Origin of the sequence: Natrononativus amylolyticus, assembly GCF_024362525.1 — an archaeon.
Lineage (GTDB): Archaea > Halobacteriota > Halobacteria > Halobacteriales > Natrialbaceae > Natrononativus > Natrononativus amylolyticus.
Window position 1 is genome coordinate 146023 of record NZ_CP101458.1, and the last position, 25200, is coordinate 171222.

The following is a 25200-nucleotide window of genomic DNA, read 5'->3' on the forward strand; positions in this document are numbered from 1 at the left end:
AACCGGCAGGCTCTTTTCGCGCCTCTCCGAGGTGCCGGTATGGCCTTCGCCGATCGTCTCGAGCAGGCCGGCGTCGTCGTCGGCTGTACGATCCTGCTCGCGATTCCGACCGCTGCGCTGATCGGCATCTTCGCCGACGTCGTCTTCCTTCCGCTCGAGTTGAGTCTCCTCGCACTGATCCCTGGCTTCCTCGTGGGATTTCTCGTCCTCCGGTCGAGCCGGCTCACCTACGCCCACGTCTGGCGGTTCGGACTGACGACCTGGCTCGCGGCGTTCGTCCTCTGGGGCGTGTTCGACATCGCCCAGGACGAAACCGATGTCGCCGCCTCGCTCGCGGCCTGGTTCGGGGCGATCGGCGCCGGCGTCCTCGCCGCGACGGTCGACTGGTGGCGCGCGCGGCTCACCGGGTGAGCGTCTCGCGCCTACTCGAGAACCAGCACGTATCGCGTGAGCGACCGGTGAACCCGCCGCTCGAAGGCGCTTTCGAGCTCCCATCCCGCGGCCCGCGCCTGAGCGGCCCACGACCGGTCGGCGACGACGACCGCCCGCGAGGCGACCCGGCGGGCCTCGGCGAGGGCGCCGGCGACGAGGTCCTCGAGGCGGTGGGTCGCGATCTTCGACTGGCGGCCGTAGGGTGCGTCGAAGACGACGGCGTCGACGGCGTCCGTTTCCAGTGGAAGGTGCGTGGCGTCGCCGCGGGTGACGTGGAACTCGCCCCGGGAGACGCCGACTGGAGAGGGAGTCTCGGGAGCCAGGAAGTGCTCGAGGTTCGTCCGCGCGCCCTCGACCATCTTCGCCTGGGCGTCGGTGCCGATCACGTCGGCGCCGAGCAGTCCCGCCTCGACGAGCACGCCGCCGGTGCCGCACATCGGATCGAGCACCGTCTGGCCGGGCGCCGCCCCCGCGACGTTCGTCACGGCGCGGGCGAGCAGCGGGTCCATGCTGCCCGGCTGGAAGAACGGCTTGTCCGTCGGCTTCCGGGTGCCGAAGTCCCTGACGCTCTCGACGACGAGCCAGCCGAGCGCGCAGGCGTCGACCGGCTCGCCGGTCGTTCTGTCCTCGTCGTCGCCCGCTTCGAGCACCTCGCCGCCGTCTTTCAACTCGCCCGCGGAGAACGCCGCGCGCAGCACGTGGTCCGGGTTCTCGAGGTCGACCGAGAAGCCGCGGTCGACCAGCACCTGGCCCAGGACGCGCTCGGCCTCCCCGGTGCTGACGCCGGTCGACCCCTGCACGTCGGTCGCCCGGACCGCGACGCTTCCCTCGCGGTCGAGGCTCGCGGCCTCGAGAACCGCCCGCGCGCCCTCGACGCTGGCGTCGGCGTGGCCGAGGAGGTCGCTCGCCCGGCGGGTGTAAGCGAGTCCGCGAACCGCCCCGGGAACCACGCCGCGGGCGACTGCGAGGCTGGGTGCGAGCCGGCGGATTCCGGTCGCGGCGTTGGCTGCCTCCCGGGCCGCGAACGCGTCGTCCTCGCCGCCGAACTCGAGTAGATACACGCTCGTCCGTCGCATCGGGCGGACAATGAGCCTACCGCTTCGGTTCCGCGAGCGACCGTTCACCGGCCGCAGTGGGCTCGAGACGCCCGATCGGGTCGAATCGCCTCACGTTAGAAACCGGATAGATCAGACATCGGTACCAAGCTTTATAAACCTTAAATACGTCTTTTTAAGCGACTAATGACGGATCCGAAGGACACCATCAACATCGAAAACGTGGTGGCATCGACCGGTATCGGACAGGAACTCGATCTCCAGAGCGTCGCGATGGACCTCGAGGGAGCCGACTACGACCCCGAGCAGTTCCCCGGGCTCGTCTACCGAACCCAGAACCCCAAGTCCGCGGCGCTGATCTTCCGGTCGGGGAAGATCGTCTGCACCGGCGCGAAGAGCACCGACGACGTCCACGAGAGCCTCCGAATCGTCTTCGACAAGCTCCGCGAACTCCAGATTCAGGTGAACGAGGACCCCGAGATCGTCGTCCAGAACATCGTGACCAGCGCGGACCTGGGGCGCAACCTCAACCTGAACGCGATCGCGATCGGGCTCGGCTTAGAGAACATCGAGTACGAACCCGAGCAGTTCCCCGGGCTCGTCTACCGCCTCGACGACCCCGAGGTCGTCGCCCTGCTGTTCGGCTCGGGTAAACTCGTCATCACCGGCGGGAAGAAGCCGGTCGACGCCGAACACGCCGTCGATAAGATCGTCTCGCGACTCGAGGACCTCGGCCTGCTCGAGTAACCGACTTCTCGGTTTCCTAGACGGGACTGGCGACGCCGCGCGACGTCCCGCCGTGATCCTCGCTAGCTCCGGCATTCGGCAGGCACAAAACGCGTGCCGAACTACCACCCGGTATGGAGTTCACTGTCGCACAGGTGACGGCCGAGGGGATCGACCCGGCCGCCGGTGGTCCGCTCGCGTACCTCGGGACGTTTCTGGTGGCGACGGCGTTCTACGGCGTCACGCTCCACATCGCCGCGAGGTACGTCCTGGGCGACGTCCGGGTTCGTCGCGCGTTCACCGTCGCCCCGGCGCTGGCGCTGACGTCGCTGTTGCTCCAGCAGTGGGGGCCGGTCGTCGTGATCCCGGTCACGCTCGCGATCGCCTACACCGCGATTCTGATCGTCTACGACACCGACTACAAGCTCACGCTGCTCATTTCGGTGATCTACTACACCGTCGCGGCGCTGATCGGGTTCACCGTCTTCAACGTCGTTCGACTGCTGGGGACCGCCCCCGGGTGATCTGTCGCACGACCGAGACGTATAGGCCGTCTCAAAACGGCGGTAATAGCGTGCTGATCCGGCCTTCTACCGGCAACCGTTACCGATAGACACGCGCTCTCGGCGCCGCGTTCGGCCCAAAAAAATTACTGAAAAGTATACTGTTTCACTCTATACCGGTGGCAAGAACGATCGTAAAGAATTCTTTTTTCTGTATCTTTTAGGCGGAAACGGCAGAAACCCCCCCTCTACACCTCGATCGAGCGTCAGACACACATAGGGGAACTGACAATCAAATTTAGTGAATCTTTCCCGGGATTAAGGCGAGTTCACGACCGTGGAAACGTGTCAATGATATTTGATCTTCCCGAACCGAATAAAATTCTGTATAATCTATGGAAACGACCAAATCGGTTTATTTTACCCCGGTTTCCCTGATGGATTACGCACCATGACTATCACTGACGATAGACCTACCGGCTCCGTAACCGCGCCCTCCATCGACGATTCCACCGACGAGGAGCCGACGGAACTCTCCCGCGACGACGTGTTTCACATCCTCCAGACCCAGCGCAGGCGAGACGCGATCGCGTACCTCCTCTCGATCGACGGTGCTGTCGAGATGCGAGACATTGCCGAGTACGTGGCAGCGAAGGAGAACGATACAACCATCGATGACCTGACGTCTTCACAGCGCCAGCGCGTGTACATCGCCCTTTACCAGTCGCACCTGCCGAAACTCGACAAGGAAGGAATTATCGACTACAACAAGTCCCGCGGAATCGTCTGGCCGACCGATCAGCTGTCGCTGTTCGCGCCGTACCTCGAGACCGAAACCGAACCCGAGCCCGCGGACGCCGACCGCGGCGAGTACAACGTCTACTACGCCGCCGTCACCGCCCTGAGTGCGGTACTGCTGTCGGCGTCGGCGATCGGCGCGCTGGCGATCTCCGGCGTCGCACTCGGGACGATCATCACGGCGCTGTTCCTGTTGGTGACGATTCTCAGCCAGTACTCCTGATCTCGCAGCTCTTTCGGCCGCCCTACCGCCTAAAACCTGTCCCCACCCGCCTTGTCGCTCGGTTCGCCCGCTGGTTCGCAGGCGCCGCGAGCGCCGACCTCGGTCACTCGACGAGCCGTTCGATCTCGGTCACCAGGATGCCGCTCGCCCCGCGGCGTTTGACCTCGGTGATCGTCTCGAAGACGTCGCGCTCGTCGACGACGGCGTGAACGGCGACGTTCCTCCCGCCTCCGTTTGCGATGTCCATGACCGTCGGCCCGCCGAGGCCGGGGATCACGTCGCGCACCTCCTCGAGTCGGTCTTCGGGAACGTTCATCATCAGGTACCGCTTGCCGTCGGCGGCGATGACCGACGAGAGGGCGGTTCGAATCTCGCGCACCTTCGGCTCGTCGAGTACGTCCTCGCGGGCGAACAGCCGGACCGAACTCGAGAGTACCTCCTCGACGATCTTCAGTCGGTTCACCTTCAGCGTCGTCCCCGTGCTCGTGATGTCGACGATGGCGTCGGCCATCTCGACGTGGGGGGTGAGCTCGGTTGCACCCGTCACTTCGACGATCGTGGGGTCGACGCCGGCGTCGGCGAAGAAGTTCCGCGTGACGGTCGGAAACTCCGTGGCGACGGTCTTCCCGCCGAGATCGGCGACGGCGTCGATCTCGCCGTCCTCGGGGGCGGCGAGAACGAGGCGGCACTTCCCGAAGTCGAGGTCCAGCAGCTCCTCGACGTTGCCGACGCCGGCCTCGTGGACCTGGTCGAGTCCGGTGATCCCCATCTCGGCGGCGCCGTCGGCGACGTACTCGGGGATGTCCGCCGCGCGGGCGAACAGGACGGTGACGTCGGGGTCGACGGTTTCGGCGTACAGCTTCCGGTCGGCGCCGTTCTCGAGATGGAGTCCCGCCCGCTCCAAGAGGTCGATCGTCGGCTCGTGCAGGCGGCCCTTGTTGGGAACGGCGATACGCATACGCCGGTGGTTGGGGGCGTAGTGGCAACTGTCTTTTCATCGGCGTCAGTCGGCGAGACCGGGCGGTCGGCATCGATCCCCCCGGATTTCGACCTCGATAGCTTTACTTTCGAAAGTACGGGCCGAACGAATCGCAGAATCTGAGGGGCAACTCGCTTGAACCTGTGGCTCGTAGGTCTGCCCATGACGACCAGACGGGCCCACCTCGAGATCACCGGCATGTCGTGTTCGACGTGTTCGGGAGCCGTCGAGGACGCTGTCGGCGAACTCGAGGGCGTCCACGACGCGAGCGCGAACTACGCGACCGACGAAGGGACGGCCGAGTACGACACAGAGGAGACGTCGCTCGCGGCCATCTACGACGCGATCGAGGGCGCAGGATACGAGGCGGCCAGCGAGAGCCGGACGATCGCGGTGATGGGGATGTCGTGTTCGACCTGTTCGGGGACGGTTACGGAGGCGCTCGAGGCTCATCCCGGCGTGATCGAGGCGGACGTGAACTTCGCGTCCGACGAGGCACGGGTGCGGTACAACCCCGCGGACGCGTCGCTGGCGGAGCTCCACGCCGTCATCGAGGAGGCGGGCTACGAGCCGGTTCGCGAGGACACCGACGGCACCCAGGGCGAGAGCCAGCGCGAGCGGGCCGTCGAGCGGGAACTCTCCCGCCAGCGCCGGCTGGTGATCGGCGGCGGTCTGCTCACCCTGCCGTTCGTGCCGATGATGGTCGACATGCTGTTCGGGGCGGCGGGGGTCGCCTCACCGGTGCCGATGGCGATCGCCCACCCGCCAGGCTGGCTCGAGTTCGTCCTCGCGACGGTTCTGATGGCCACGCTCGGGAAGGAGTTCATCGCCGGCGCCTATCGGGCGTTCTCGCACAACCGCCGGGCGAACATGGACACGCTGGTCGCGATGGGCACCTCCGCGGGCTACGTCTACAGCACGGCCGTCCTCGGCGGGCTGATCGCCAGCGAGGGGCTCTACTTCGAGGCCGTCGCGTTCATCCTCTGGTTTATCACCCTGGGGAACTGGCTCGAGGTCCGCTCGAAGGCTCGAGCCGGCAACGCCCTGCGGGAACTGCTCGAGATGGAGGCCGACGAGGCGACCGTCGTCGAAGACGGGGAAGAGCGGCAGGTACCGCTCGCCGACGTTCGGGTCGGCGACGTGCTGAAGATTCGACCGGGCGAGAGGATCCCGACTGACGGCGTCGTCCTCGAGGGACAGAGCGCGGTCGACGAGTCGATGCTCACCGGCGAGTCGGTGCCGGTCGAGAAGCGCGAGGGCGACGAGGTCGTCGGCGCGACGGTCAACGAGAACGGCGTGCTCCTCGTCGAGGCCACGAAGGTCGGCTCCGAGACGGCGATCCAGCAGATCGTCGAGCGGGTCAAGGAGGCCCAGTCGCGCCAGCCCGAGATCCAGCGGCTGGTCGACAAGGTGAGCGCCTACTTCGTCCCCGCGGTGATCGTAAACGCGGTCTTCTGGGCGCTCCTGTGGTCGCTCTCGCCCGAGACGCTGTACGCCGCCTCGTCGTGGCTCGGTGGTTGGCTCCCGCTGCTCGAGCCCGTCGGCGGCGGCCCGGTCGTCGGCGGCGTGCCGGTCCTCGAGTTCTCCGTGATCGTCCTCGCTTCCTCGCTGCTGATCGCCTGTCCCTGCGCGCTCGGGCTCGCGACGCCCGCGGCGACGATGGTCGGCTCGACTCTGAGCGCGACCAACGGCGTCCTGTTCAAGGGCGGCGACGTGCTCGAGCAGGTCCGGGGGATCGACACCGTCGTCTTCGATAAAACTGGGACCCTGACCCACGGCGAGATGACGCTGACCGACGTCGTAACCATTGAGGACGGGGCCGCCACCGACGGCGGCACCGAGACCGCGCCCGACGGCGGCGCGCTCGCCAGTTCGGAGGAACTGGTCTCCGAACGCGTTCTCGGCGCCGCCGCAGCCGCCGAATCCGGCTCCGAACACCCCATCGCCCGCGCGGTGGTCGAGGGCGCCGACGAGCGCGGCATCGACTACGGCGACGTCCACGAGTTCGAGAACGTCCCCGGCCACGGCATCCGCGCCGAAACCGACCGCGGGAGCGTCCTCGTCGGCCGACGGGAACTGCTCCGCGACGCGGGGATCGACCCCGCTCCCGCCGAGGAGACGTTGACGGGCCTCGAGCGCGACGGCAAGACCGCGATCCTCGTCGCCCTCGACGGCGAACTCGCGGGCGTGCTCGCGGTCGCCGACGAGGTCAGAGAGAGCGCCCGTCAGACCGTCGCGACGCTGCGCGACCGGGGTCTCGAGGTCGTGATGCTCACCGGCGACAACGAGCGGACGGCGAGAGCGGTCGCCCGCGACGTCGGCATCGACGAGGCCAACGTCCGCGCGGAGGTGTTCCCGGAGGACAAGGCCGACCACGTCGAGGACCTGCAGGCCGACGGTGCGAGGGTGATGATGGTCGGCGACGGCGTCAACGACGCGCCCGCGCTCACGACCGCGCAGGTCGGCGTCGCCATCGGCTCGGGCACCGACGTCGCCATCGAGTCCGCCGACGTCACCCTGATGCGCGACGACCCTGCGGACGTCCTCAAGGCGGTCCGGATCTCGGAGGCGACCATCTCGAAGGTCCGTCAGAACCTGTTCTGGGCCTTCGTCTACAACACCACGCTGATCCCCATCGCCTCGCTCGGCCTGCTCAACCCCGCGCTGGCGGGGCTCGCGATGGCCGGCTCGAGCGTCAGCGTGATGACCAACAGCCTGGTGTTCGCCAGGTACGACCCCCACGAGGACTACGTGCCGATCGTGTTGCGGCCGCTCGCGTGGATTCGCAGCTGAGGTCGCGGGCCACGAATTTTTCGGGCGCCCGCTATCCCGTCGGTCACTCGTCTTCGATCCGGACGTCGAACTTCGAGGGCCAGCGGTACCGCCGACCGCCCCAGACGAACGTCCGGCGGGCCAGCCCGTACGCCATGAGCGGCACGGACGCCAGGACCGCGGGGTACGCCAGCAGGAAGGTCCACCGGCGGATTCCGAACGACGCGTACAGCGCCCCCAGCAGTGCCGTCAGCACCGCGATCGCCGGGAGCGGAACCGCCAGGCCTGCGGCGGTGACCGCCGCGGCCCCGACGCCGCTCGCGGCGTTCGCCTTCGGACCGTGGCGGTGGGCGATTTTCGTGAATCGCGCGTGTCTCTCGAGCGTCCCGCGGATCGTCCCGCCGATCTCGACGCGGCGCGGCCGTTTGACGGGCGTGACCTCGAGGTGCTCGCCCAGCAGGCCGTCGTCGCTCACCGTTCGGCGAAGTTCGTCGAGGAAGCCCGCCTCGTCGAGGTCGTCGCGCTCGAAGATCACCGACCCGGCCCACGCGAGATCGTTGACGTAGACCGAGAGCGTTCCCCCGACGACGTACAGCGGCTCGAGCAGGAGCGACAGCGGGTCCGTGCCGACGAAGACCGGCAGTTCCGTCGTCGGACCGTGAACGGCGTAGTCGGCGTGCAGCCCCTCGAGCCAGTCGGGTGGGTGATGGAAGTCGTCGTCAGTCCACACGATGCGCTCGCTCTCGGCGGCTTCCATCCCGGCGGCGACGGCGTTCGCCTTCCCCGAACACCCGTCGGGCTCGCCGGCGACGACGACGCGAGCGCCGTCGGGAAGCGTGTCGGCGCGTTCCGCGACGGGATCGGTTTCGGCGTCACAGACGACGAGCAGTTCGTCGTCCTCGCCCAACTGGGCGGCGACCTCCTCGCAGACGCCGCCCGGCTCGACCGTCGGCAGAATCACACTCGTCGGCGGACTCTCGGCCATACCGGTGACCTCTCTCGCCGGCGTGATAAACCGCCGTCATCCCTGCCGACGACCGTCACCTGCGAAGTGATCGTAACTCGAGGCGCTCCGTCTACGCCCGGCCGCCGTCTCTGTTGCGCTGAACGAGGTAGACGACGACCACCGCCCAGAGCGCCCCAGTGAACCCGAACACGCCGGGGGCGGCCGGGCGGGGTTCCCCGCTGAACGCCGCCCCCGCGTAGACGAGTGCGTACGCGCCGATCGGAACGCCCACGTACAGCCACACGCTCGGGAACCAGCCCGCTTCTGCGGCTCGAGGCGCCGTCGCGTCGACGAACAGCGCGACGAAGGCGAGGACCGAGAGCGGCACCAGGACGAACAGCAGGAGGACGGACAGTCCGAGTTCGGCGCCGCTCTCGGGCGCAATCCCCAGCGTGTAGCCCAGTGCGATCGGCGCGAACAGCGCGTACGCGACGACGAGGCGGTACCACCACCGCGAGTCGGATGACGCCCGATCTGCGGCGGTTTCCGGCTCGAGCACCCGGTGGTCTCGACTGAGTCGCCGCGCCGCCCACCCGCTGAACTGGGCCGCGAGCATCGTCACGAGCACGGTGAGTCCGACGCCGAAGACGACGCTGAGCGGCGTCAGAACGACCGCGACGGCCGCCATTCGCGGCGAGGCGGCCCAGATCGTCGCGGCCGCGTTGGCCAGGTAGACGAGGACGGCCGCGAGCGAGCCCGCGAGGCCGGTCCAGATCCCGGCGCGGCGGCTGTCGGGTTCCCGGTTGCTGTAGTAGTAGCCGACGAACAACGCGGCCAGCAGCAGGGGCGTCCCCGAGATCGACCCGCCGAGAACGACGCCGTCGTCTACGCCGGCCACCGACTCCCACGAGAGCAGCAGCGTGACGGGCACCGTCGCGAGCCCGACGAGGATCGCGACCCGCAGCGACTTGTCGGTCAGTCCATCGGAGAGGCGACGAACGGGGTGCATCGGTGGTTCCGGTACAGCGCGCGAAGCGATCAATCTTCTGACTGAAATCGGCCGCCGGCGCGGCCGAGTGCTCCCGTCGCTTCAGGGACCGTCCTCGAGGCCGGCGCCGAACAGCGCCTCGAGCAGCGCGGGCGTCACGTACGCCTCGACGAACGCCGCGACGACGAGGACGAGCCAGGCGAACAGCACGAGCAGCCCCGTCCGCGAGAGGTACGCCCGCGTGAGGAACGACTCGCGGGTGCCCAGTACCCGCTGGCCGAACCGGTGGACGAGCCGGAAGCCGACGCCGGAGGCCACGAACAGCGCGGGCAGCTCGAAGATTCCGTGGGGTGCGAGGCCGACGACGATGAAACCGACGCCGGCGAGTCCCGCCATCGAGAGGGCGATGTTTCCCACGAGCACGCCGTTTAACACCATTACGAACGCGGTGAACACACCCAGCGTGAACGCCCCGAGGATCGACATCACGAACGGCGGGGTGTTGTTGAGGATGAAGAAGGTGGCCGTCAGCTCGAGTTCGAACTCCTCGCCCGGCTCGCCGTCCTCGAGGCCGAGTTCGTCGCCGACGAGTTCGAGGAAGAGCTCGGTGAGGTCGATCCCCGCGAGCAGGAGCACCGCACCCAGGAGCGAGCCGACGGCGAACAGCCCGGTCGCGAACCAGACGTAGCGGCGGTGTTCGGCCCACGCCGCGGAGAGCCGGTCGGGGGCGGTCACCGAGAGGGCGACGATCGCGACGGCGGTGAGGGCGGCGCCGAGGGCCACCGTCGGCTCGCCGCGGTCGACCACCGCGACGGCCCCCGTCGCGATCGTCGCGAGGACGACGACGAGGGAGACGGCCAGCCAGCTTCGGGTGCCGTCCGAACGGTCTGTCATACGATTCGATAGACTGGGCGACTCAATAAAACCCGCCGCCTCGAACGCCTCTCCGGTCGTCGTCACGCGACGGAACCCGAACCCTGGGTCGGCCGTCCGGACTATCGAGGCGCCCGTTCGGCTACTGCCCTGCGACGATTCCCAGCGACTGGGAACGCGCTCGCCGCTTAATCCGATCCACCCCTTACGGTCCGACGATGTCCGTTGGAAAGTTCCTCGACGGTGACGAACTGAATGGAACGCACGCCGCGATCGTCTTCACCCTCTGGATCTCGCTCGTCCTGGGTGCGGGCATACTGCTCGTGCTCAACGTGTCGTAGCGCCCGCCATGGTCGACGAACCGCCGGCCACGCTGCGACGGTTCGATCTCGAGCGCGCCGACGAGGTCGTCAGGCGCCACCTTCGACGCGAGTACCTCGAGCACCCGACGCGCGGTCCGTACGTCAAGTCGCGCGTGCTGTACGAGGGCGTCGAAGCCGAGATCGATCCGGCGTTTTCCCTCGAACTGTTCGGGATGTTCTGTGAGAGTCGGCCCTACCTCGAGAAGTGGTCGCGGGGCTACAGCGGCTCCTACCGGTATCGGATCCTGGCCGCCGAACTCGACCGCGACCCGGGGTCGACCTGAGCGGCGACTCAGTCCCCGAGAACGCCGTGGGCCTCGAGCGCCTCCCGGATCGCCGTCCACTCGGGCTCGACCCGCGGGGCCTCGTGCGTTCGGCCGTTCTTGAACCCGCTCGAGGTCGCGATCGCGACGACGGGCGACTCGAGTTCGGGAGCCGAGACGGGCTCACCGTCCGCGTCTACGGCGACTGGACCGTCGCCAGCGTGAGCCGAGTCGAGCTCGAATAATGCCTGGAGCCCCGCGACGCCGGCTGCACCCGAGTCTTCCTGCCAGAGCCCGCTCCGCGCGAGGCGGTGGTGGCTCTCCTCGAGTTCGGCCTCGCTGAAGCCGACGACGATACCGCCGCTCTCGCGGATCGCGCGCAGTCCGCGCACGCTGCTCGTCGTCGCCTTGATGGAGTACGCCTCGGTGGGTTCGGGCTCGACGCGGGCGATTTCTCGCCCCGCGGCGACGGCCGCCCGGAGCGGGGCGCGCACGCCGGGTTCGCAGGCGACGATCGACGGCGTCCGATCGGCGAGACCCAGCGACTCGAGTTCGCGAAACCCCTTCCAGACGCCGTACAGGAGTTCGGCGTAACAGGTCGGAACCGCGACGGTGCCGGGAACCGACCCGTCGAACTGGCAGTAGAGCTCGTAGGCGATCGTCTTGTACCCCTCCGGCCCCCAGGCGTGGCCGGTGTGGACCCGGGTGCGAGAGCTGACGGCGTGGAAGCCGTACTCGTCGGCGAGCCGATTCACGGCGTCCTGTCGCACCTCGATGTCGTCGACGGCCAGGAGGACGGCCCCGTAGCGCTCGATGAACGCCTGGACCGCGGGCGGGGTCCGCGAGGCGGTGAACACGACGCAGGGGAGACCGGCGCGAGCGGCGTAGGCGGCGGCCGCGGCCCCGTGGTTTCCGGTTGAGGAGGCGACGACCCCCGCCGCGCCCTCGCGGGCGGCGGCGCTGACGGTACACCGGTTCAGCCGGTCCTTGTGGCTCCAGGTTGGGTTCTGACTCTCGTCTTTGACGTACACCTCCTCGAGACCCAGCCAGTCGCCGACCGCCGGCACCGACACCAGCGGCGTGTTCCCCTCGCCCAGCCGCGTTTCGGGGGCGAGCGGCGGCAAGAGTGGTTGCCAGCGCTCGAGTCCCGCTTTCGGCGGTGCGTCGAACAGCGCGGACTCGAGGTCGTCGTAGGCGTAGTCGACGCCGACGGGGTACTGCACCTCGTCGGTGCTCGCCTCCGGACAGCCGCCGGTGAGCGCCGGCTCGAGGGGGTACTCGATCTCGGGGGCTGCGAGTGAGCGCTGACCGGTCGCCAGCGATCGGTCGGGGTTCATGGCGGGCGCAACGAGGCGTCGGAAAATAGCTCTGGTGGACGCCCGCAGGACTCCGGGGTCTCGAGACCGCGACGGGAGACGGCAGATTGACGCCCCCGGAGCGGAAAGCTCGAGCCATGAGTACGCTGGCGATCACGGGCGGACGGCTGCTTCTGCCGGAGCTGACGATCGAACGCGCGGACGTGCTGGTCGACCGGGAAACCGGCGAGATCCTCGAGATCGCTCCCGACCTCGCGGGCGCGGCCGACGAGCGCCTCGACGCCTCGAACTCGCTGGTGACGCCGGGGTTCGTCAACGGCCACTGTCACGTCGCAATGTCGCTGTTGCGGGGGTACGCCGACGACAAGCCCCTCGAGACGTGGCTCCGCGAGGACGTCTGGCCGGTCGAGGGGGCGCTCACGGCCGAGGACGTCCGCGTCGGGACCGAACTCGGCGTCCTCGAGATGATCAAGTCGGGAACGACCGCGTTCGCGGACATGTACTTTCACGTCCCCGAGATCGCCAGTGTCATCGAGCAGGCGGGCGTGCGCGCCCGTCTGGGACACGGCATCGTCACGATCGGCAAGGACGAGGAAGCCGCCCGCGCGGACGCCGAAGAGAGCCTCGCGGTCGCCGCCGAGTTCGACGGCGCGGCCGACGGCCGGATCGGAACGGCGTTCATGCCCCACTCGCTGACGACCGTCGGCGAAGAGTATCTCGAGGAGTTCGTCCCCGAGGCCCGCGACCTCGGCGTCCCAGTCCACTACCACGCGAACGAAACCCGCGACGAGGTGTCGCCGATCGTCGACGAACGCGGGATGCGGCCGCTCGAGTACGCCCTCGAGGTGGGGATGCTCGAGCGCGAGGACTTCCTCGCCCACGGGGTCCACGTCGACGAGCGCGAAATCGACCTGCTCGCCGAGAGCGGCGCGAGCGTGATCCACTGTCCGGCCTCGAACATGAAACTCGCCAGCGGGATGGCCCCCGTTCAGGATCTGCTCGACGCCGGCGTCACCGTCGGCCTCGGCACCGACGGCGCGGCCTCGAACAACGACCTCTCGATGCTCGACGAGGCCCGCGACGCGGCCATGCTCGGGAAACTCGCGACCGACGACGCGAGCGCCGTTCCCGCCGAGGCGGTCGTCGAGATGACGTTCCGAGGAAGCGCCGACGCCCTCGGCCTCGAGTCCGGCCGCCTCGTCGAGGGCGCCCCCGCCGACCTCGCGGTGATCGACCTCGAGAAACCGCACCTCACGCCGGCCCACGACCTCGTGAGCCACCTCGCGTACGCGGCCGCGGCGGCCGACGTCCGTCACACCGTCTGTGACGGCAGGGTGCTGATGCGCGACCGCGAGGTGCAGACGCTCGAGGAGGGGGCGGTGCTCGAGCGGGCCACAGAGCACGCCTCGGCGCTCGCGGAGCGGGCCGACGGCTGACGACGGACTCGTTTTGAACGCTCTCTGCGGTCGATAAACGCTTAGAACGGTTTTCGAGAGGCTATTACCGTTCGCGAACGACCCGAACGTCCGGCGGGGTTTATTCGTTGTTTCTTGAATTTCTCGGGTGGAATGAGATACGACCAACGTCTGGCGGCGCTGCTTGCCGCCGTAATGATACTGTCCGTTGTTGCACTGCCCGGAATGGTTGCTGCGGAGGAGGGCGAAAACGACCATCTCGACGTCGACGTCGAACAGGACGAGCTGGTGTACGTGACCGTTACCGCGAACGACACCGCAGTTGAGAACGCCACACTCAACGTTTCGGTGGCCGACGAGAACGCCTCGTACGCCGATGCGGGCGACTACGATAACGCGACCGACGAGAACGGGACGGCCTCGTTTTCGGCTCCGAACGAAACCGTGAACGTGACTGTTACGGCGACCGCCGATGGCGCATTCGGAACGGCGGAGGCGACCTTCGAGCCAGCGCCTGAGAACGGTGGCGAACCCAAATTCTCGAACTTCGGTGAACGGGTTTCGTGGTTCGTCTCAGACAACTTCGGCTCGACGGACGGTCCGTTCGGCCTCTCGGTGGCGAGTTTCGTCCTCGAGAACAACCCGGGTAACGCGCCCGAACACGCCGGTCCGTCCGGCGACCAGGGGCCGCCGGATCATGCCGGTCCGTCGGACGACAACGGCGACGAGGAAGACGACGATGAGGAGGACGACGACCGCCAGGGGCCGCCGTCACACGCCGGCCCGCCGGATGATGACGACTCGGACGACACGGACGATAGCTAACCGCTCGACGCGTCCACGCGACGGAGTTTTGTTCCGTCAGAGGCACGCCCCCGTCGTCGGACCGTTGCATCGACTCGAGCCCGCTCGAGAAACCGGGTTCGAGCGAACTGCATACGCCCCGCTGTCGCTTCGGTAGCGTTTTCCCCTCCGTCACACTCTGTTCGCGTATGACCGACTATCCGCCGATCAGCGAGCAGCTAGACGACGTGGCGGCCGCTCGCGAGGAGGGCCGACGCAAGATGGACTGGGCGAGCCAGCACATGCCGATCTTAGCGCACCTGCGCGAGGAGTTCGTCGCCGAGCAGCCCTTTTCGGGCGAGCGCATCGCGATGGCGATGCACGTCGAGGCGAAGACGGCGATCCTGGTCGAGACGCTCGCGGAGGGCGGCGCCGAAGTTGCGGTGACGGGCTGTAACCCGCTGTCGACTCACGACGACGTGAGCGCGGCGCTCGAAGCCCACGAGAACATCACGAGTTACGCGAAACGGGGCGTCGACGACGAGGAGTACTACGCCGCCATCGAGGCCGTCATCGCCCACGAACCCACCGTTACCGTGGACGACGGCATGGACCTCGTCGCCGCGATCCACGAGGACCACCCCGACCTGATCGAGGGGATCGTCGGCGGCGCGGAGGAGACCACGACGGGAGTCCACCGTCTGCGCGCGATGGACGCGGACGGGGCGCTCGAGTACCCCGTCTTCGCGGTGAACGACACGCCGATGAAGCGGCTGTTCGACAACGTCCACGGCACCGGCGAGTCCTCGCTCGCGAGCATCGCCATGACCACGAACCTCTCGTGGGCCGGCAAGAACGTCGTCGTCGCCGGCTTCGGCTACTGCGGGAAGGGCGTCGCCCGCAAAGCGGCGGGCCAGAACGCGAACGTGATCGTCACCGAAGTCGAGCCCCGCCGGGCGCTCGAGGCCCACATGGAAGGCTACGACGTGATGCCGATGGCCGAAGCAGCGGAGATCGGCGACGTCTTCCTCACCACCACGGGAAACCGCGACGTCATCGTCGAGGACCACTTCGAGGCCATGCAGGACGGCGTCCTGCTCGCCAACGCGGGTCACTTCGACATCGAGATCGACCTCGAGGCGCTCTCTGACCTCGCGGTCGACACCTACGAGGCCCGCGACGGCGTCGAGGCCTACGAGATGGACGACGGTCGCCGGCTGAACGTCATCGCGGAGGGACGACTCGTCAACCTCGCGGCGCCGATCTCGCTCGGCCACCCCGTCGAGGTGATGGACCAGTCCTTCGGCGTCCAGGCCGTCTGCGTCCGCGAGATGCTCGAGAACGCCGAGCAGTACGAGGCGGGCGTCCACGACGTCCCCGACGAGCTAGATAAAGAGATCGCCGAGATCAAACTCGCCGCCGAGGGCGTCGCCCACGACGCGCTCACCGACGTTCAGCGCGAGTACATGGGCTCGTGGGACCACGGAACGTAACTCGCAGAGGTAGCCCGCCGTGGTGAGGTTGACGGCGGTCTACTGTTAGCGCCCCTCAATCAAAACTTTCCTGCAGTTTCGATCAGTTTCCCGACGCCTGGGAACCATTTGCCGGTTATACGTGGATAGGCGTCCACTGTTCACCTGTAGAGGTACAGGACAATGGCAGCAACCACACAAAACAGATTGGAAAGCCGTCTCGGTGGCGTAACGCTCGAGGGAACCCCCCACCAGCTCAGCGCGTGGGCGGTCGTCGGTCTCCGGCTCATCATGGGCTGGGTGATGCTCACCGCCGGCTACGGAAAGATCGTCGGCGAGTTCAGCGCCTACGGCTACCTCGCGAACGTCGACCCGGCCAGCCCGGCGAGCGCCGCCTTCGGCGCGATGGCCGAGAGCGGCGCGATGATGGCCGCCGTGGACGTGATTATCCCGTGGACACAGCTCCTGATCGGCATCGCGCTGATCACCGGCGCGTTCGTCCGCCTGGCCGCGCTGGGCGCGTCGATCCAGATGGTGATGTTCTACTTCGGCAGTTGGGACGTCGCCGGCGGGTTCCTCAACGACCAGCTCGTCTACGCCGCGGTGTTCCTCGCGCTGGGCGCCTTCGCGGCGGGCCGGATCCTCGGCCTCGGCCGCTACCTCGAGGAGCTCCCGATCGTCGAGCGCTACCCGAAACTCCGGTACCTGCTCGGGTGAGCCACTCGGTGGTCGCTTCTCTTTCCTGCCTTTCTCCCGTCGCTCGTTCCAGAGCCGGCAGCACGCCGTCGCGAAAGGAACGCCCAAGACCTTCCTTCACGTAGCCGTGGATATGGATCCGCTCTTTCAACGGGACGCATACACGCGCTCGCTGCTCGCCGCACTGTTGCTCGCCGCGGGCGGCCTCGTCGCCGCCCAGTTCACCGTGCTGCCGGCGGTGTTCATCGACCCGACGCTCGCGGAGTCGCCCGCGGACGCCGCGCGGTCGGCGATTCTCGCGATGATGGCGCTGAACTTCGTCGGAATGGTGATCGTCGGCGCCGTCTACCTCCGCTGGCGCGGCTACGGCTGGTCGTACCTCGACCTGCGCGCGCCGACGGCCCGGGAGTGGGCGTACACCCTCCTCGCGACGGTCGTCGCGATCGCCGTCATGTACGCCGTCAGCATCCTGTCGACCGTTCTCGGACTTCCCGAGGCGGACAACCAGGTCATCGAGTTCATCGGCGACGACTCGACGATGGTGTTGCTCATGCTCGTCATCGTCTTCCTGTTCAACGCCCCGGCCGAGGAGTTCCTGTTCCGAAACGTGATCCAGAAGCGCCTCTACGCCGCCTTCACACCGATCGGGGCCGTGATCGCCACGAGCGCCATCTTCGCCGCGGTTCACATCCCAACGTACGGCCTGGCGCTCGACGGCACGGCCGCCGATCCAATGGCGCTCGTTCCGATCATGCTCACGCTCTTTATCGGCTCGATCATCTTCGGCTACCTGTACGTCGTCACGGAGACGCTCGTCGCGCCGATCGCCGCCCACGCCTTCTACAACGCCTTCCAGTTCGCGCTGCTCTACCTCGTACTGGAGTTCTTCCCCGAGGAGTTCGAGGCCGCGATGGCCGTCGTCGTCGACCTCCTGCCCGCGCTCGCGCTGTAGTCGGCGCCGGACTCCACCCCGTTTATTAGCACCCGGCGGCGAGGTACGGGCATGTCTCAGGCGAAGGGTGACCGCCGCGAGCGCGAACTCGTCAACAGACTCGACGAGGCGGGCTTCGCGGTGATGCGGGCACCCGCCAGCGGCGCGGCCACGGAGCGGGAACTGCCGGACGTCCTCGCCGGCGACGGCGAGCGGTTCTACGCCATCGAGGCGAAGTCGAGTTCCGGGAAACCGATCTACCTCACCGGCGAGGAGGTCGAGGCGCTCATCTACTTCGCGCGGAACTTCGGGGCGAAACCCCGAATCGCCGTACGGTTCGACCGCGAGGACTGGTACTTCTTTCACCCCGGCGACCTCTACGTCACCGGCGGGGGCAACTATCGGGTGAAAAAAGAAACCGCGATCGCCGACGGCGTCGACTTCGCGGAGTTCATCGGCGACTCGAGGAAGGTCACCCTCGAGGAGGTCGGCCAGACCGATCCCGGTCCGGACCCGGAGATCCTCCGCGTGCTGAACGCGGTCGAACAGGGCGTGATGGGCGCCGAGGAGGCCGCGGAGCTGCTCGAGTAATCGGACAGAGAACTTATGATTTCTCTCGACAACCGTCTATCACGATGACGGAGACCGCGATCGAGTGGCGGATCGACGCGGCGAACTCGTTCGCCGTTCGCGCCGTCTGCTACGCCTGGATCGGACTGTTCGGCGGCGGGCTCCTCGCCGTCGCCGCGAGCGCCGGGGTCGGCGCGGTGGCCGCGGCCGTCGAGGGGAACGTCGCGTCGCTCGCGCTCCTCGCGCTGTTCGTGCTCGTCGGCGGCCCGTTCTCGCTGCTCTACCTGCTGCCGGCGATCCGCGACGCCGACTACCGGCCGGGGCTCTCGCTGTTCGTTCCGGACCCCGTCTCCGACCCCGCGGAGACGACCGCCGAGCGGTACGCGGCCGTGTTCACCCCCTGGCGACTGCTCGCGGCGGCGGTGGTGGGCGCGGTCGTGCTCGCGGCGGCCGTCGTCGTCGATCCGCGAGCCCTGGGCGTTCTCATCGGAGCGCTGTTCGTCGCCCTCGTGGCGACGTCGGGGCTCACTACCTGGGGGCGGCTCTCCCCGGACGGACCGACACTCGAGTACCGCACCGGCACCGTCCCGCTCGGGGGAATCGACGGCGCTCGCCGCCTCGACGTCGGCGGAACCGTGCTGTACTGGGTCTCCTACCGTTCGGGCGTCCGATCGTTCGGAACGCCCTCGTTACTCGCGTTCACCCCGGAGGCCGCGCGGGCTTTCGAGGCGGTTCTCGAGGACCTCGAGCCGGCCGACCGCGCCGAGCCGGAGCCGCGAAACTGGCCGGTGACGATCGTCGCCGGCGGGATGGGGGTTACGTTTCTCGCCGTCGCCGCGGGGCTGTTGCTCGTCGACGTCGTCCCGCTCGCGATCGGGGCGTACGCGGCGCTGATGACCGGACTGCTCGGCGTCCTGTTCGTCTGGGCGGCGTACGCGCTGACCTGATCGGGTATCCGACGCTGTCGGGGTCAACGTTCTTCGTCGTTCGAGTCCTCCGACACCTATGACCGTCTCGGCTCGACCACCGGGGCCGCGCGGCGCGCCCGTCGTCGGCGTCATCCCCCGATACGCGAGGGACCCGTTCCGCTTTATGACCGCCGTTCGCGACGCCTACGGCGACGTCGCGGCGTTCGATTTCGGACCGGTAGACACGTACATGGTGACCTCCCCCGAGGGGATCGAACGGGTTCTCGTCGGCGAGGAGCACCGGTACTCGAAACCCGACTTCCAGACCGACGCGTTCGACGACCTGCTCGGCGAGGGGCTGTTGCTGAGCGAGGGCGACCTCTGGCGCGAGCGCCGTCAGCTGGCGGGGCCGGCCTTTGCCCCCGCCCGGATCGACGGACTGGCACCCGTGATGGCAGACCGGGCGGCGGCAATGGTCGATCGCTGGACTGACGGCGAGGTCAGGGACCTCGAGTGGGAGATGGCCCGCGTCACCCTCGAGATCATCGTCGAGGCGATGTTCGGCGTCGACCTCCCGGTCGGACTGGCGAAGAAAACGGCGCTGTCCCTCGAGCCGATCGGTAGCCGATTCGAACCGGACCCGCGCCGAGTGGTGGTGCCCGACTGGCTGCCGACCCCGGAGAACCGCGAGTTCGCCCGCTCGCTCGCCCGCCTCGAGGAGGTCGTCGACGAACTGATTTCGAGGCGTCGGCGAAATGGGATCGCCCGCGGCGACCGGGACCTGCTGGCGCTGCTGTTGCGCGCGGAGGGGGCCGGCCGGATCGACGAAACCGGGATTCGGGACGAACTCGTCACGATGCTGCTCGCGGGCCACGATACGACGGCGCTGGTGCTCACCTACACCTGGGCGCTACTCTCCGAGAACCCCGATGTCGAGGGGACGGTCCACGACGAAGTCGTCCGCGTTCTCGGCGACGAACCGCCGACGGCGGCCGCCGTTCGAAAGCTCGAGACGCTGCGAAACGCCCTCCGGGAGTCGATGCGGCTCTACCCGCCGGTGTACGTGCTGTTCCGCCAGGCCGACGAGACGACCGAACTCGCCGGCTACGAGATCCCTGCGGGATCGTTCGTCATGCTCCCGCAGTGGGCGGTCCACCGCGACCCGCGCTACTTCCGGGGCCCGGAGCGGTTCGACCCCGATCGCTGGCGCGAGCCGACCCACTCCACCTACGCCTACTTCCCGTTCGGCGCCGGCCCGCGGGGTTGCATCGGGAGGGGATTCACCATGCTCGAGGCGCCGATCATCGCCGCGACCGTGATCCGGGAGTTCCGCCTCGAGCGCCGTGCCGACGGTCCGATTCCGCTCCGGGGATCGCTGACGGTTCACCCCGCCGACGGGATGGAGATGCGCCTGCACCGTCGAGACGAGTGATCGACGCTCTCCAGTCAGCTCAACCGAGTTCCGCCGGCTCGACCGGCGCGTACCGCACGATCGGATCGAAGTGCTCGAGGGCGAACCGGTCGCCCTCGGTGATCCCGCGCGCCGCCTGACTCTCGAGTTCGGTCGCGACGAACCGCCGGGCGACCAGCGCCGTTCTGCCGTTCCCGTCCTCGAGGGCCGTCTGGGCTTCCTCGAGCAGCAGGGCGGCGGTGAAGACGTCGAAGACGTAGTGGGCGAGGCGCTTGGCCGAAAGCTGTGCGTACTCGCCGTCGGCGTCGGTCAGCGTCGCGAGCGCGCTTGCGAGGTCGCGGTACTCGGATTCGACGGTTCCGGCGGCATTCGCGAGTGCGGGGTGCTCGACCGCGGCGAGCCCCCCTTCGATCGCCTCGAACAGCGGTTCGTGAGCGGCCTCGCGCTCGAGCGCCCGGAGCACGTCGAGCGAGAGGACGTTCTCGGTGCCCTCCCAGATGGGCAGCACCTGCGCGTCCCGGAGCAGCCGGTTGGTGACGAACTCGTTGACGTAACCGTTGCCGCCGTGGATCTCCATCCCGTAGGAGGCGGCGTCGACGGCCATCCGGGCGGTTCGAAGCTTCGCGATCGGGATCAGCAGGCGCATCAGCCGGTAGGCGTCGTCAGCTTCTTCCCCCGCTCGTTCGGCCCGCTCGCGCTCTGCGAACAGCCGCGCGGCCTCGAAGACGTACGCCGTCGCGGCCTCGTGGGAAACGGCCATGTCGACCAGATCCGCCCGCATGAGCGGGTACTGGTCGATCGTCTCGCCGAACGCCTCCCGGTTCGCGGCGTAGATCTTGCTCTCGAGGGCCACTCGCCCGATGATCCCACAGGAGGCGGCGGCGTTCGACAGCCGCTCGAGGTTGAGCATCTCGGCCATCTGTTTGAAGCCGTATTCCGCCTCGCCCACGAGATACGCCTTCGCGCCCGTGAACTCGACCTCACCCGTCGGCACCGAGATGGTGCCGAGTTTGTCCTTCAGCCGGCGGTACAGCTGGTCGTTGAGTTCGTCGGGGGAGAGGGGGCCGTCCTCGAGCAGGTCGCCTTTCGTCACCGGTCCGCCTTCCAGAGCCGAATGCGACACGAGAAACATCGAGAGCCCCGCCGTTCCCTCGGGGGCACCCTCGGCCCGAGCGAGCGCGAGCGTTCCTTCGGCGTCGATGTTGGAGCAGAACCACTTCTCGCCGTACAGGCGCCAGCACCCCTCGTCTTCGTCCCATTCGGCGCGCGTCTCGGCCGCGCCGACGTCGCTGCCGCCCTGCTTCTCGGTGAGGAACATCGCCCCCTCGATGAGGCCGTCGTACTCGCGGTTCGTCAGCGCCTCGCGGTAGGGCTCGAGGTCGTCGTCGCCGAACTTCTCCAGAACCAGCGCCGCCCCCGCGGTCATCGCGACGGGGCAGTCGAAGCCGGGGTCGGCGTAGCTCAGCAGGTACTGCATCGCGAGATTGTGCGAGAACGGCAGCGGCTCCTCGCGACCCGGCGGGGCCTCGAAGACGTCGGCGACGATCCCCGACTCGTAGACGGCTCGCTCGTTCTCGTACTGCTCGGCGGGGTACCGCACGCGATTCTGGATTTCGCCGTGTTTGTCGTAGGTCTCGAGCTCCGGTCCGTGGTCGTCGATGTAGTCGGCGCTGTCGGCGACGACGTTCCCGACGAGGTCGCCGAAGGACTCGAGGCGGGGCTCCGCCCAGTCGAACTCCTCGCGCGTGTACACCCGCCGGAGCTCCCGCTGCAGGGTCCGGTCGAGCGCCCAGTAGTTGACGTGACGCCCCTCGTCGAAGGCGCCGTAGTCGATGGGTGGTGACATGGCCGCTACTGTGCGGGCCACCCCGATAAACTGTCGCTCGAGAAACCGTTCGTCCGTTTCCCGACGTTGTTTTCGACCGTCGAGAAGCCGCCTCGAGGCTCGATTTCAAGGGGGTTCGACACGTCGGTGGGCGTATGCCACGGGCGACCAGCGACGGCGTGTCGATCTACTACGAACGCGACGACGGCGAGGACGTGCCGGTGGTCTTCGTGCAGGGACTCGGCTACGGGCGGTGGATGTGGCGCTGGCAGCGCGAGGCGGTCGCCGGCGACCACGAGGTGATCGCCCCCGACAACCGCGGAACGGGCCGCTCGGAGGCGGGACTGCCGCCGGTCGTTCCGAAACTCCCGCGCAAACTCCGCGCGGCGCTGCTCGCGGGGCCGCTCAGCTACTCGGTCGAGGGGATGGCCGCCGACCTCGAGGCCGTCCTCGAGGACGCGGGCGTTCGTGAGGCCCACGTCGTCGGCGCGAGCCTCGGCGGCATGGTCGCGCAGGCGTACGCCCTCGAGTACGCGAGAGCGAAGACGCTGACGCTTTGCTGTACGACACACGGCGGCTCCGACGCGCTGGCGATCCCCGAGGAGACGATGGCGCACCTCGGCTCCACCCCGAAGGGGGCGAGCGAGCGCGAGGTCGCCCGCCACCGGATGCGCCCCGCCTTCACCGAGCGCTTTACCAATCGGAACCCCCACCTGATGGACCGGATCGTCGAGTGGCGCCTCGAGCAGGACGCGAGCGACCCCGCCCGCGAGGCTCAAGGCGGCGCCGCCCTCGCACACGACGTCGGCGACCGCCTCGGGGAGATACGGGTGCCGACGCTGGTGCTCCACGGAACGGACGATCGTGTCGTCCCCGTCGAGAACGGCGAGCTGCTCGCCGAGAAGATTCCGGACACCCGCCTCGAGACGTTCGACGGCGGCTCCCACCTCTTTTTCATCGAGGACGACGACCGGGTGACCGAACGGCTGCTGGCGTTTCTCGAGACGGGTGAGTGAGCCGCCGGCTCAGAGTCACGAACCGCTCGCGAAAATCGGCGCGTCGGTCAGTCGCTCTGGATGCGCGGGGCCAGCATGTAGGTGACCTGTCCCTGCCCCTCGCCGAAGCCGTAGTAGAGCTTGATCGGGAACTCCTCGCCGAGGTCGAGGGTGACCTCCGCGTCGCCGGGGATCGCCTTGTTCATGTCCTTCAGGTAGTCGAGGCTGAACAGCGAGTGTGCCGACCCCGTCTGGAGGTCGATCAGCTCGTCGCGGGTGAGCTCGAGGTGGACGTCGTCGGTGTCGCCCTCCGCGTCGACGTAGAAGTACTCCTCGGCCTCGTCGACGCCGAGCGCGATGTGATCGGAGACCATGTCGGCGGCCTTCACCGAGCGGTTGACGTCCTTCCCCTCGAGGACGACCCGCGCGGGGAGATCGAGTTCGGGAATGTCGGGCTCCTGGCGGATCGAGTCGGGGTCGATCAGCGCCAGGGTGTACTCGAGCCCCTCGATCTGGATGTGAAGCTTGCGGGTCTCCTCGTCGAGTTCGAGCTGGATGAGCTGGCCGGATTCGGCCATCCCCGCGATGTCCTCGAGCCGCGAGAGGTCGACGCCGATCAGCCCGCCGTCGGCTTCGTAGGACTCGAACGCGGCGGCATCGAGCGAGAGGTCGACCATCCCGACGTTGGCGGGGTCGACGGCTCGAATCTGGAGGCCGTCTTCCTCTAAGTGGATCTTACACTCGTCGACCAGCACGCTCACCGAGTCGAGCGCGCTGGTGAGCGTTGCCGCGCTCACGATGGCCTTGAACATATAGGACGGGCTACGAACGGTCGGTACAAAAAGCCACCCTTTGTGCGGTGAAAGTGAAGCGGGCGGTGACTGTCGTCGCCGCCGGGACCCAAAGGATCTTTGCGGCCTGACACGTCGTCCGTACGATGGACGCTCTCCTCGCGACGGCCCTCGAGGCCGCTGCCCCCGACCGACAGGTCGCGACCGTGAGCGAGGCCGGCCCCTCCTGGAACGACACCAACCGGACCGTCGCCGTCGAGTTCGCCGACGGCACCGCGGCGTACCTGAAGGTCGCGGCGAGCGGCGACGGCAGCCGGATCGCGCGCGAGCGGGCGGTGATCACCTACCTCGACGCCCGGCGGACGGTTCCCGTTCCGTCCGTTCTCGCGGGCGATCCGTCGGGGGCCGTCCCGTACCTCCTCACCGAGGCGATGGCGGGCGACCGACTGCTGGGCCTGTGGGCCGACGCCGATCCGGACGAGCGAACCGCGCTTGCCCGCCGGGTGGGCGCCGCCCTGGGCCGGGTCCACGGCCACCGTTTCGAGGACCACGGACAGGTCGCCGGCGGCGGGAGCGACGGCCTCGAACTCGAGACCGCCCCGTGGACGGACGTCCTCGTCGAGACGGTCGAGGAGATGCGCGCGATCGCCTCCTGTTCCCGGTTCGACGACCACTTCGACCGGGTGATCGCGGCCGTCGAGTCGAACCGCGGGCGCCTCGAGGCGGCGCCGGCGGCGCTGCTCCACGGCGATCCGGCGAGGCCGAACTGCGTTCGCCGGGGGAGTGAGATCGGCCTCCTCGACTGGGAACTCGCCCACGTCGGCGACCCCGCCCGCGATCTCGTGCGGGTGCGCGACCAGCAACTCGACTCGCTTCGCGAGCGGGCGTCCGACCAGCTCGTCGGGGCGCTCCACGCGGGCTACCGCGCGGAAGCCGGGAGCCTCCCGGCGGGATTCGAGGATCGGCGGCCGATCTACGAGGCCGTCCGGCTGCTCGGCGTCTCCGGCTTCTTCGACAAGGTGGTCGCCTTCGTCGACGAACCTACCGACGAACTCGAGTCCTGGCTGGAGGCGGAGCTGGATCGGCGCCTCGAGGCGCTTTGACGCCGGCCTCGAGGAGCACTGTCGCGGTTTCTCGCCGGTGAACGATACGCGTATCCGACTCGAG

At 68.2% G+C, this 25200-nt stretch carries 25 protein-coding genes; 17 read left to right on the forward strand and 8 right to left on the reverse strand.

What is annotated here, in order from left to right:
• Positions 1 to 39 precede the first annotated feature (39 nt).
• Positions 40 to 411, forward strand: a complete 372-nt coding sequence (locus NMQ11_RS00715; protein WP_255169470.1) for a hypothetical protein — start codon at positions 40 to 42, stop codon at positions 409 to 411.
• A gap of 11 nt (positions 412 to 422) precedes the next feature.
• Here the strand turns inward: NMQ11_RS00715 and NMQ11_RS00720 are convergent, their stop codons facing one another.
• Positions 423 to 1493, reverse strand: a complete 1071-nt coding sequence (locus tag NMQ11_RS00720) for a methyltransferase domain-containing protein (protein WP_255169471.1) — start codon at positions 1491 to 1493, stop codon at positions 423 to 425.
• A 180-nt stretch (positions 1494 to 1673) separates the two neighbouring features.
• On the opposite strand from NMQ11_RS00720, the gene NMQ11_RS00725 reads away from it, so the two are divergent.
• The 3 genes from NMQ11_RS00725 to NMQ11_RS00735 all read left to right on the forward strand — a co-directional run bounded on the left by NMQ11_RS00725 (position 1674) and on the right by NMQ11_RS00735 (position 3737).
• The gene (locus NMQ11_RS00725) at positions 1674 to 2234 is read left to right on the forward strand and encodes a TATA-box-binding protein (protein WP_006092636.1); all 561 of its coding nucleotides are present in this window, start codon (positions 1674 to 1676) and stop codon (positions 2232 to 2234) included.
• A 113-nt stretch (positions 2235 to 2347) separates the two neighbouring features.
• Positions 2348 to 2737: a DUF7473 family protein gene (locus tag NMQ11_RS00730; RefSeq protein ID WP_255169473.1), complete on the forward strand. Its 390-nt coding sequence runs from the start codon at positions 2348 to 2350 to the stop codon at positions 2735 to 2737.
• Between the two features lie 430 nt (positions 2738 to 3167).
• Positions 3168 to 3737 carry a DUF7344 domain-containing protein gene (locus tag NMQ11_RS00735; protein WP_255169474.1) on the forward strand — a complete coding sequence of 190 codons (570 nt, stop codon included), beginning with the start codon at positions 3168 to 3170 and terminating at the stop codon, positions 3735 to 3737.
• Between the two features lie 103 nt (positions 3738 to 3840).
• Here the strand turns inward: NMQ11_RS00735 and hisG are convergent, their stop codons facing one another.
• Entirely contained in the window at positions 3841 to 4695 is an 855-nt protein-coding gene (hisG, locus tag NMQ11_RS00740) for an ATP phosphoribosyltransferase (RefSeq protein WP_255169475.1), read from the reverse strand.
• 183 nt (positions 4696 to 4878) lie between these two features.
• On the opposite strand from hisG, the gene NMQ11_RS00745 reads away from it, so the two are divergent.
• Positions 4879 to 7509 carry a heavy metal translocating P-type ATPase gene (locus tag NMQ11_RS00745; RefSeq protein WP_255169476.1) on the forward strand — a complete coding sequence of 877 codons (2631 nt, stop codon included), beginning with the start codon at positions 4879 to 4881 and terminating at the stop codon, positions 7507 to 7509.
• Between the two features lie 43 nt (positions 7510 to 7552).
• Here the strand turns inward: NMQ11_RS00745 and NMQ11_RS00750 are convergent, their stop codons facing one another.
• From NMQ11_RS00750 to NMQ11_RS00760, 3 genes are all read right to left on the reverse strand, one after another.
• Positions 7553 to 8473 (reverse strand): glycosyltransferase family 2 protein, encoded by a 921-nt coding sequence (locus NMQ11_RS00750; protein WP_255169477.1) that lies wholly within the window; start codon positions 8471 to 8473, stop codon positions 7553 to 7555.
• A gap of 91 nt (positions 8474 to 8564) precedes the next feature.
• Positions 8565 to 9443: a DUF5518 domain-containing protein gene (locus NMQ11_RS00755; protein WP_255169478.1), complete on the reverse strand. Its 879-nt coding sequence runs from the start codon at positions 9441 to 9443 to the stop codon at positions 8565 to 8567.
• Positions 9444 to 9524: 81 nt separating this feature from the next.
• Positions 9525 to 10316 (reverse strand): stage II sporulation protein M, encoded by a 792-nt coding sequence (locus NMQ11_RS00760; RefSeq protein WP_255169479.1) that lies wholly within the window; start codon positions 10314 to 10316, stop codon positions 9525 to 9527.
• Between the two features lie 197 nt (positions 10317 to 10513).
• On the opposite strand from NMQ11_RS00760, the gene NMQ11_RS00765 reads away from it, so the two are divergent.
• On the forward strand, positions 10514 to 10636 hold the full coding sequence (locus NMQ11_RS00765; protein ID WP_255169480.1) for a hypothetical protein: 123 nt from the start codon (positions 10514 to 10516) through the stop codon (positions 10634 to 10636).
• A gap of 8 nt (positions 10637 to 10644) precedes the next feature.
• A complete protein-coding gene (locus tag NMQ11_RS00770) occupies positions 10645 to 10941 on the forward strand; it encodes a hypothetical protein (protein ID WP_255169481.1) in 297 nt (98 codons plus the stop codon).
• A gap of 8 nt (positions 10942 to 10949) precedes the next feature.
• Here the strand turns inward: NMQ11_RS00770 and NMQ11_RS00775 are convergent, their stop codons facing one another.
• The gene (locus tag NMQ11_RS00775) at positions 10950 to 12257 is read right to left on the reverse strand and encodes a threonine synthase (protein WP_255169482.1); all 1308 of its coding nucleotides are present in this window, start codon (positions 12255 to 12257) and stop codon (positions 10950 to 10952) included.
• Between the two features lie 116 nt (positions 12258 to 12373).
• On the opposite strand from NMQ11_RS00775, the gene NMQ11_RS00780 reads away from it, so the two are divergent.
• The 8 genes from NMQ11_RS00780 to NMQ11_RS00815 all read left to right on the forward strand — a co-directional run bounded on the left by NMQ11_RS00780 (position 12374) and on the right by NMQ11_RS00815 (position 20443).
• Positions 12374 to 13672 (forward strand): amidohydrolase, encoded by a 1299-nt coding sequence (locus tag NMQ11_RS00780; RefSeq protein ID WP_255169483.1) that lies wholly within the window; start codon positions 12374 to 12376, stop codon positions 13670 to 13672.
• Positions 13673 to 13804: 132 nt separating this feature from the next.
• Positions 13805 to 14476: a hypothetical protein gene (locus NMQ11_RS00785; RefSeq protein WP_255169484.1), complete on the forward strand. Its 672-nt coding sequence runs from the start codon at positions 13805 to 13807 to the stop codon at positions 14474 to 14476.
• A gap of 167 nt (positions 14477 to 14643) precedes the next feature.
• Entirely contained in the window at positions 14644 to 15927 is a 1284-nt protein-coding gene (locus NMQ11_RS00790) for an adenosylhomocysteinase (RefSeq protein ID WP_255169485.1), read from the forward strand.
• Positions 15928 to 16089: 162 nt separating this feature from the next.
• Complete coding sequence (locus NMQ11_RS00795) at positions 16090 to 16623, forward strand: DoxX family protein (protein WP_255169486.1); 534 nt, start codon at positions 16090 to 16092, stop codon at positions 16621 to 16623.
• 112 nt (positions 16624 to 16735) lie between these two features.
• Positions 16736 to 17554 carry a CPBP family intramembrane glutamic endopeptidase gene (locus tag NMQ11_RS00800; RefSeq protein WP_255169487.1) on the forward strand — a complete coding sequence of 273 codons (819 nt, stop codon included), beginning with the start codon at positions 16736 to 16738 and terminating at the stop codon, positions 17552 to 17554.
• Positions 17555 to 17605: 51 nt separating this feature from the next.
• Positions 17606 to 18124 (forward strand): Holliday junction resolvase Hjc, encoded by a 519-nt coding sequence (hjc, locus tag NMQ11_RS00805; RefSeq protein ID WP_255169488.1) that lies wholly within the window; start codon positions 17606 to 17608, stop codon positions 18122 to 18124.
• A 44-nt stretch (positions 18125 to 18168) separates the two neighbouring features.
• The gene (locus tag NMQ11_RS00810) at positions 18169 to 19050 is read left to right on the forward strand and encodes a hypothetical protein (RefSeq protein ID WP_255169489.1); all 882 of its coding nucleotides are present in this window, start codon (positions 18169 to 18171) and stop codon (positions 19048 to 19050) included.
• A 58-nt stretch (positions 19051 to 19108) separates the two neighbouring features.
• Positions 19109 to 20443, forward strand: a complete 1335-nt coding sequence (locus NMQ11_RS00815) for a cytochrome P450 (RefSeq protein WP_255169490.1) — start codon at positions 19109 to 19111, stop codon at positions 20441 to 20443.
• Between the two features lie 19 nt (positions 20444 to 20462).
• Here NMQ11_RS00815 and NMQ11_RS00820 read toward each other — a convergent pair whose 3' ends face one another.
• Positions 20463 to 22268: an acyl-CoA dehydrogenase family protein gene (locus NMQ11_RS00820; RefSeq protein ID WP_255169491.1), complete on the reverse strand. Its 1806-nt coding sequence runs from the start codon at positions 22266 to 22268 to the stop codon at positions 20463 to 20465.
• Positions 22269 to 22402: 134 nt separating this feature from the next.
• On the opposite strand from NMQ11_RS00820, the gene NMQ11_RS00825 reads away from it, so the two are divergent.
• A complete protein-coding gene (locus NMQ11_RS00825; RefSeq protein WP_255169492.1) occupies positions 22403 to 23263 on the forward strand; it encodes an alpha/beta fold hydrolase in 861 nt (286 codons plus the stop codon).
• Positions 23264 to 23310: 47 nt separating this feature from the next.
• On the opposite strand, the gene NMQ11_RS00830 is transcribed toward NMQ11_RS00825, so the two are convergent.
• Positions 23311 to 24054, reverse strand: a complete 744-nt coding sequence (locus tag NMQ11_RS00830) for a DNA polymerase sliding clamp (RefSeq protein ID WP_255169493.1) — start codon at positions 24052 to 24054, stop codon at positions 23311 to 23313.
• A gap of 125 nt (positions 24055 to 24179) precedes the next feature.
• Here NMQ11_RS00830 and NMQ11_RS00835 point away from each other — a divergent pair, with 125 nt between their 5' ends.
• Positions 24180 to 25136, forward strand: coding sequence for a phosphotransferase family protein (locus NMQ11_RS00835; protein ID WP_255169494.1), 957 nt, complete (start codon positions 24180 to 24182; stop codon positions 25134 to 25136).
• The last annotated feature ends 64 nt before the right edge of the window (positions 25137 to 25200 follow it).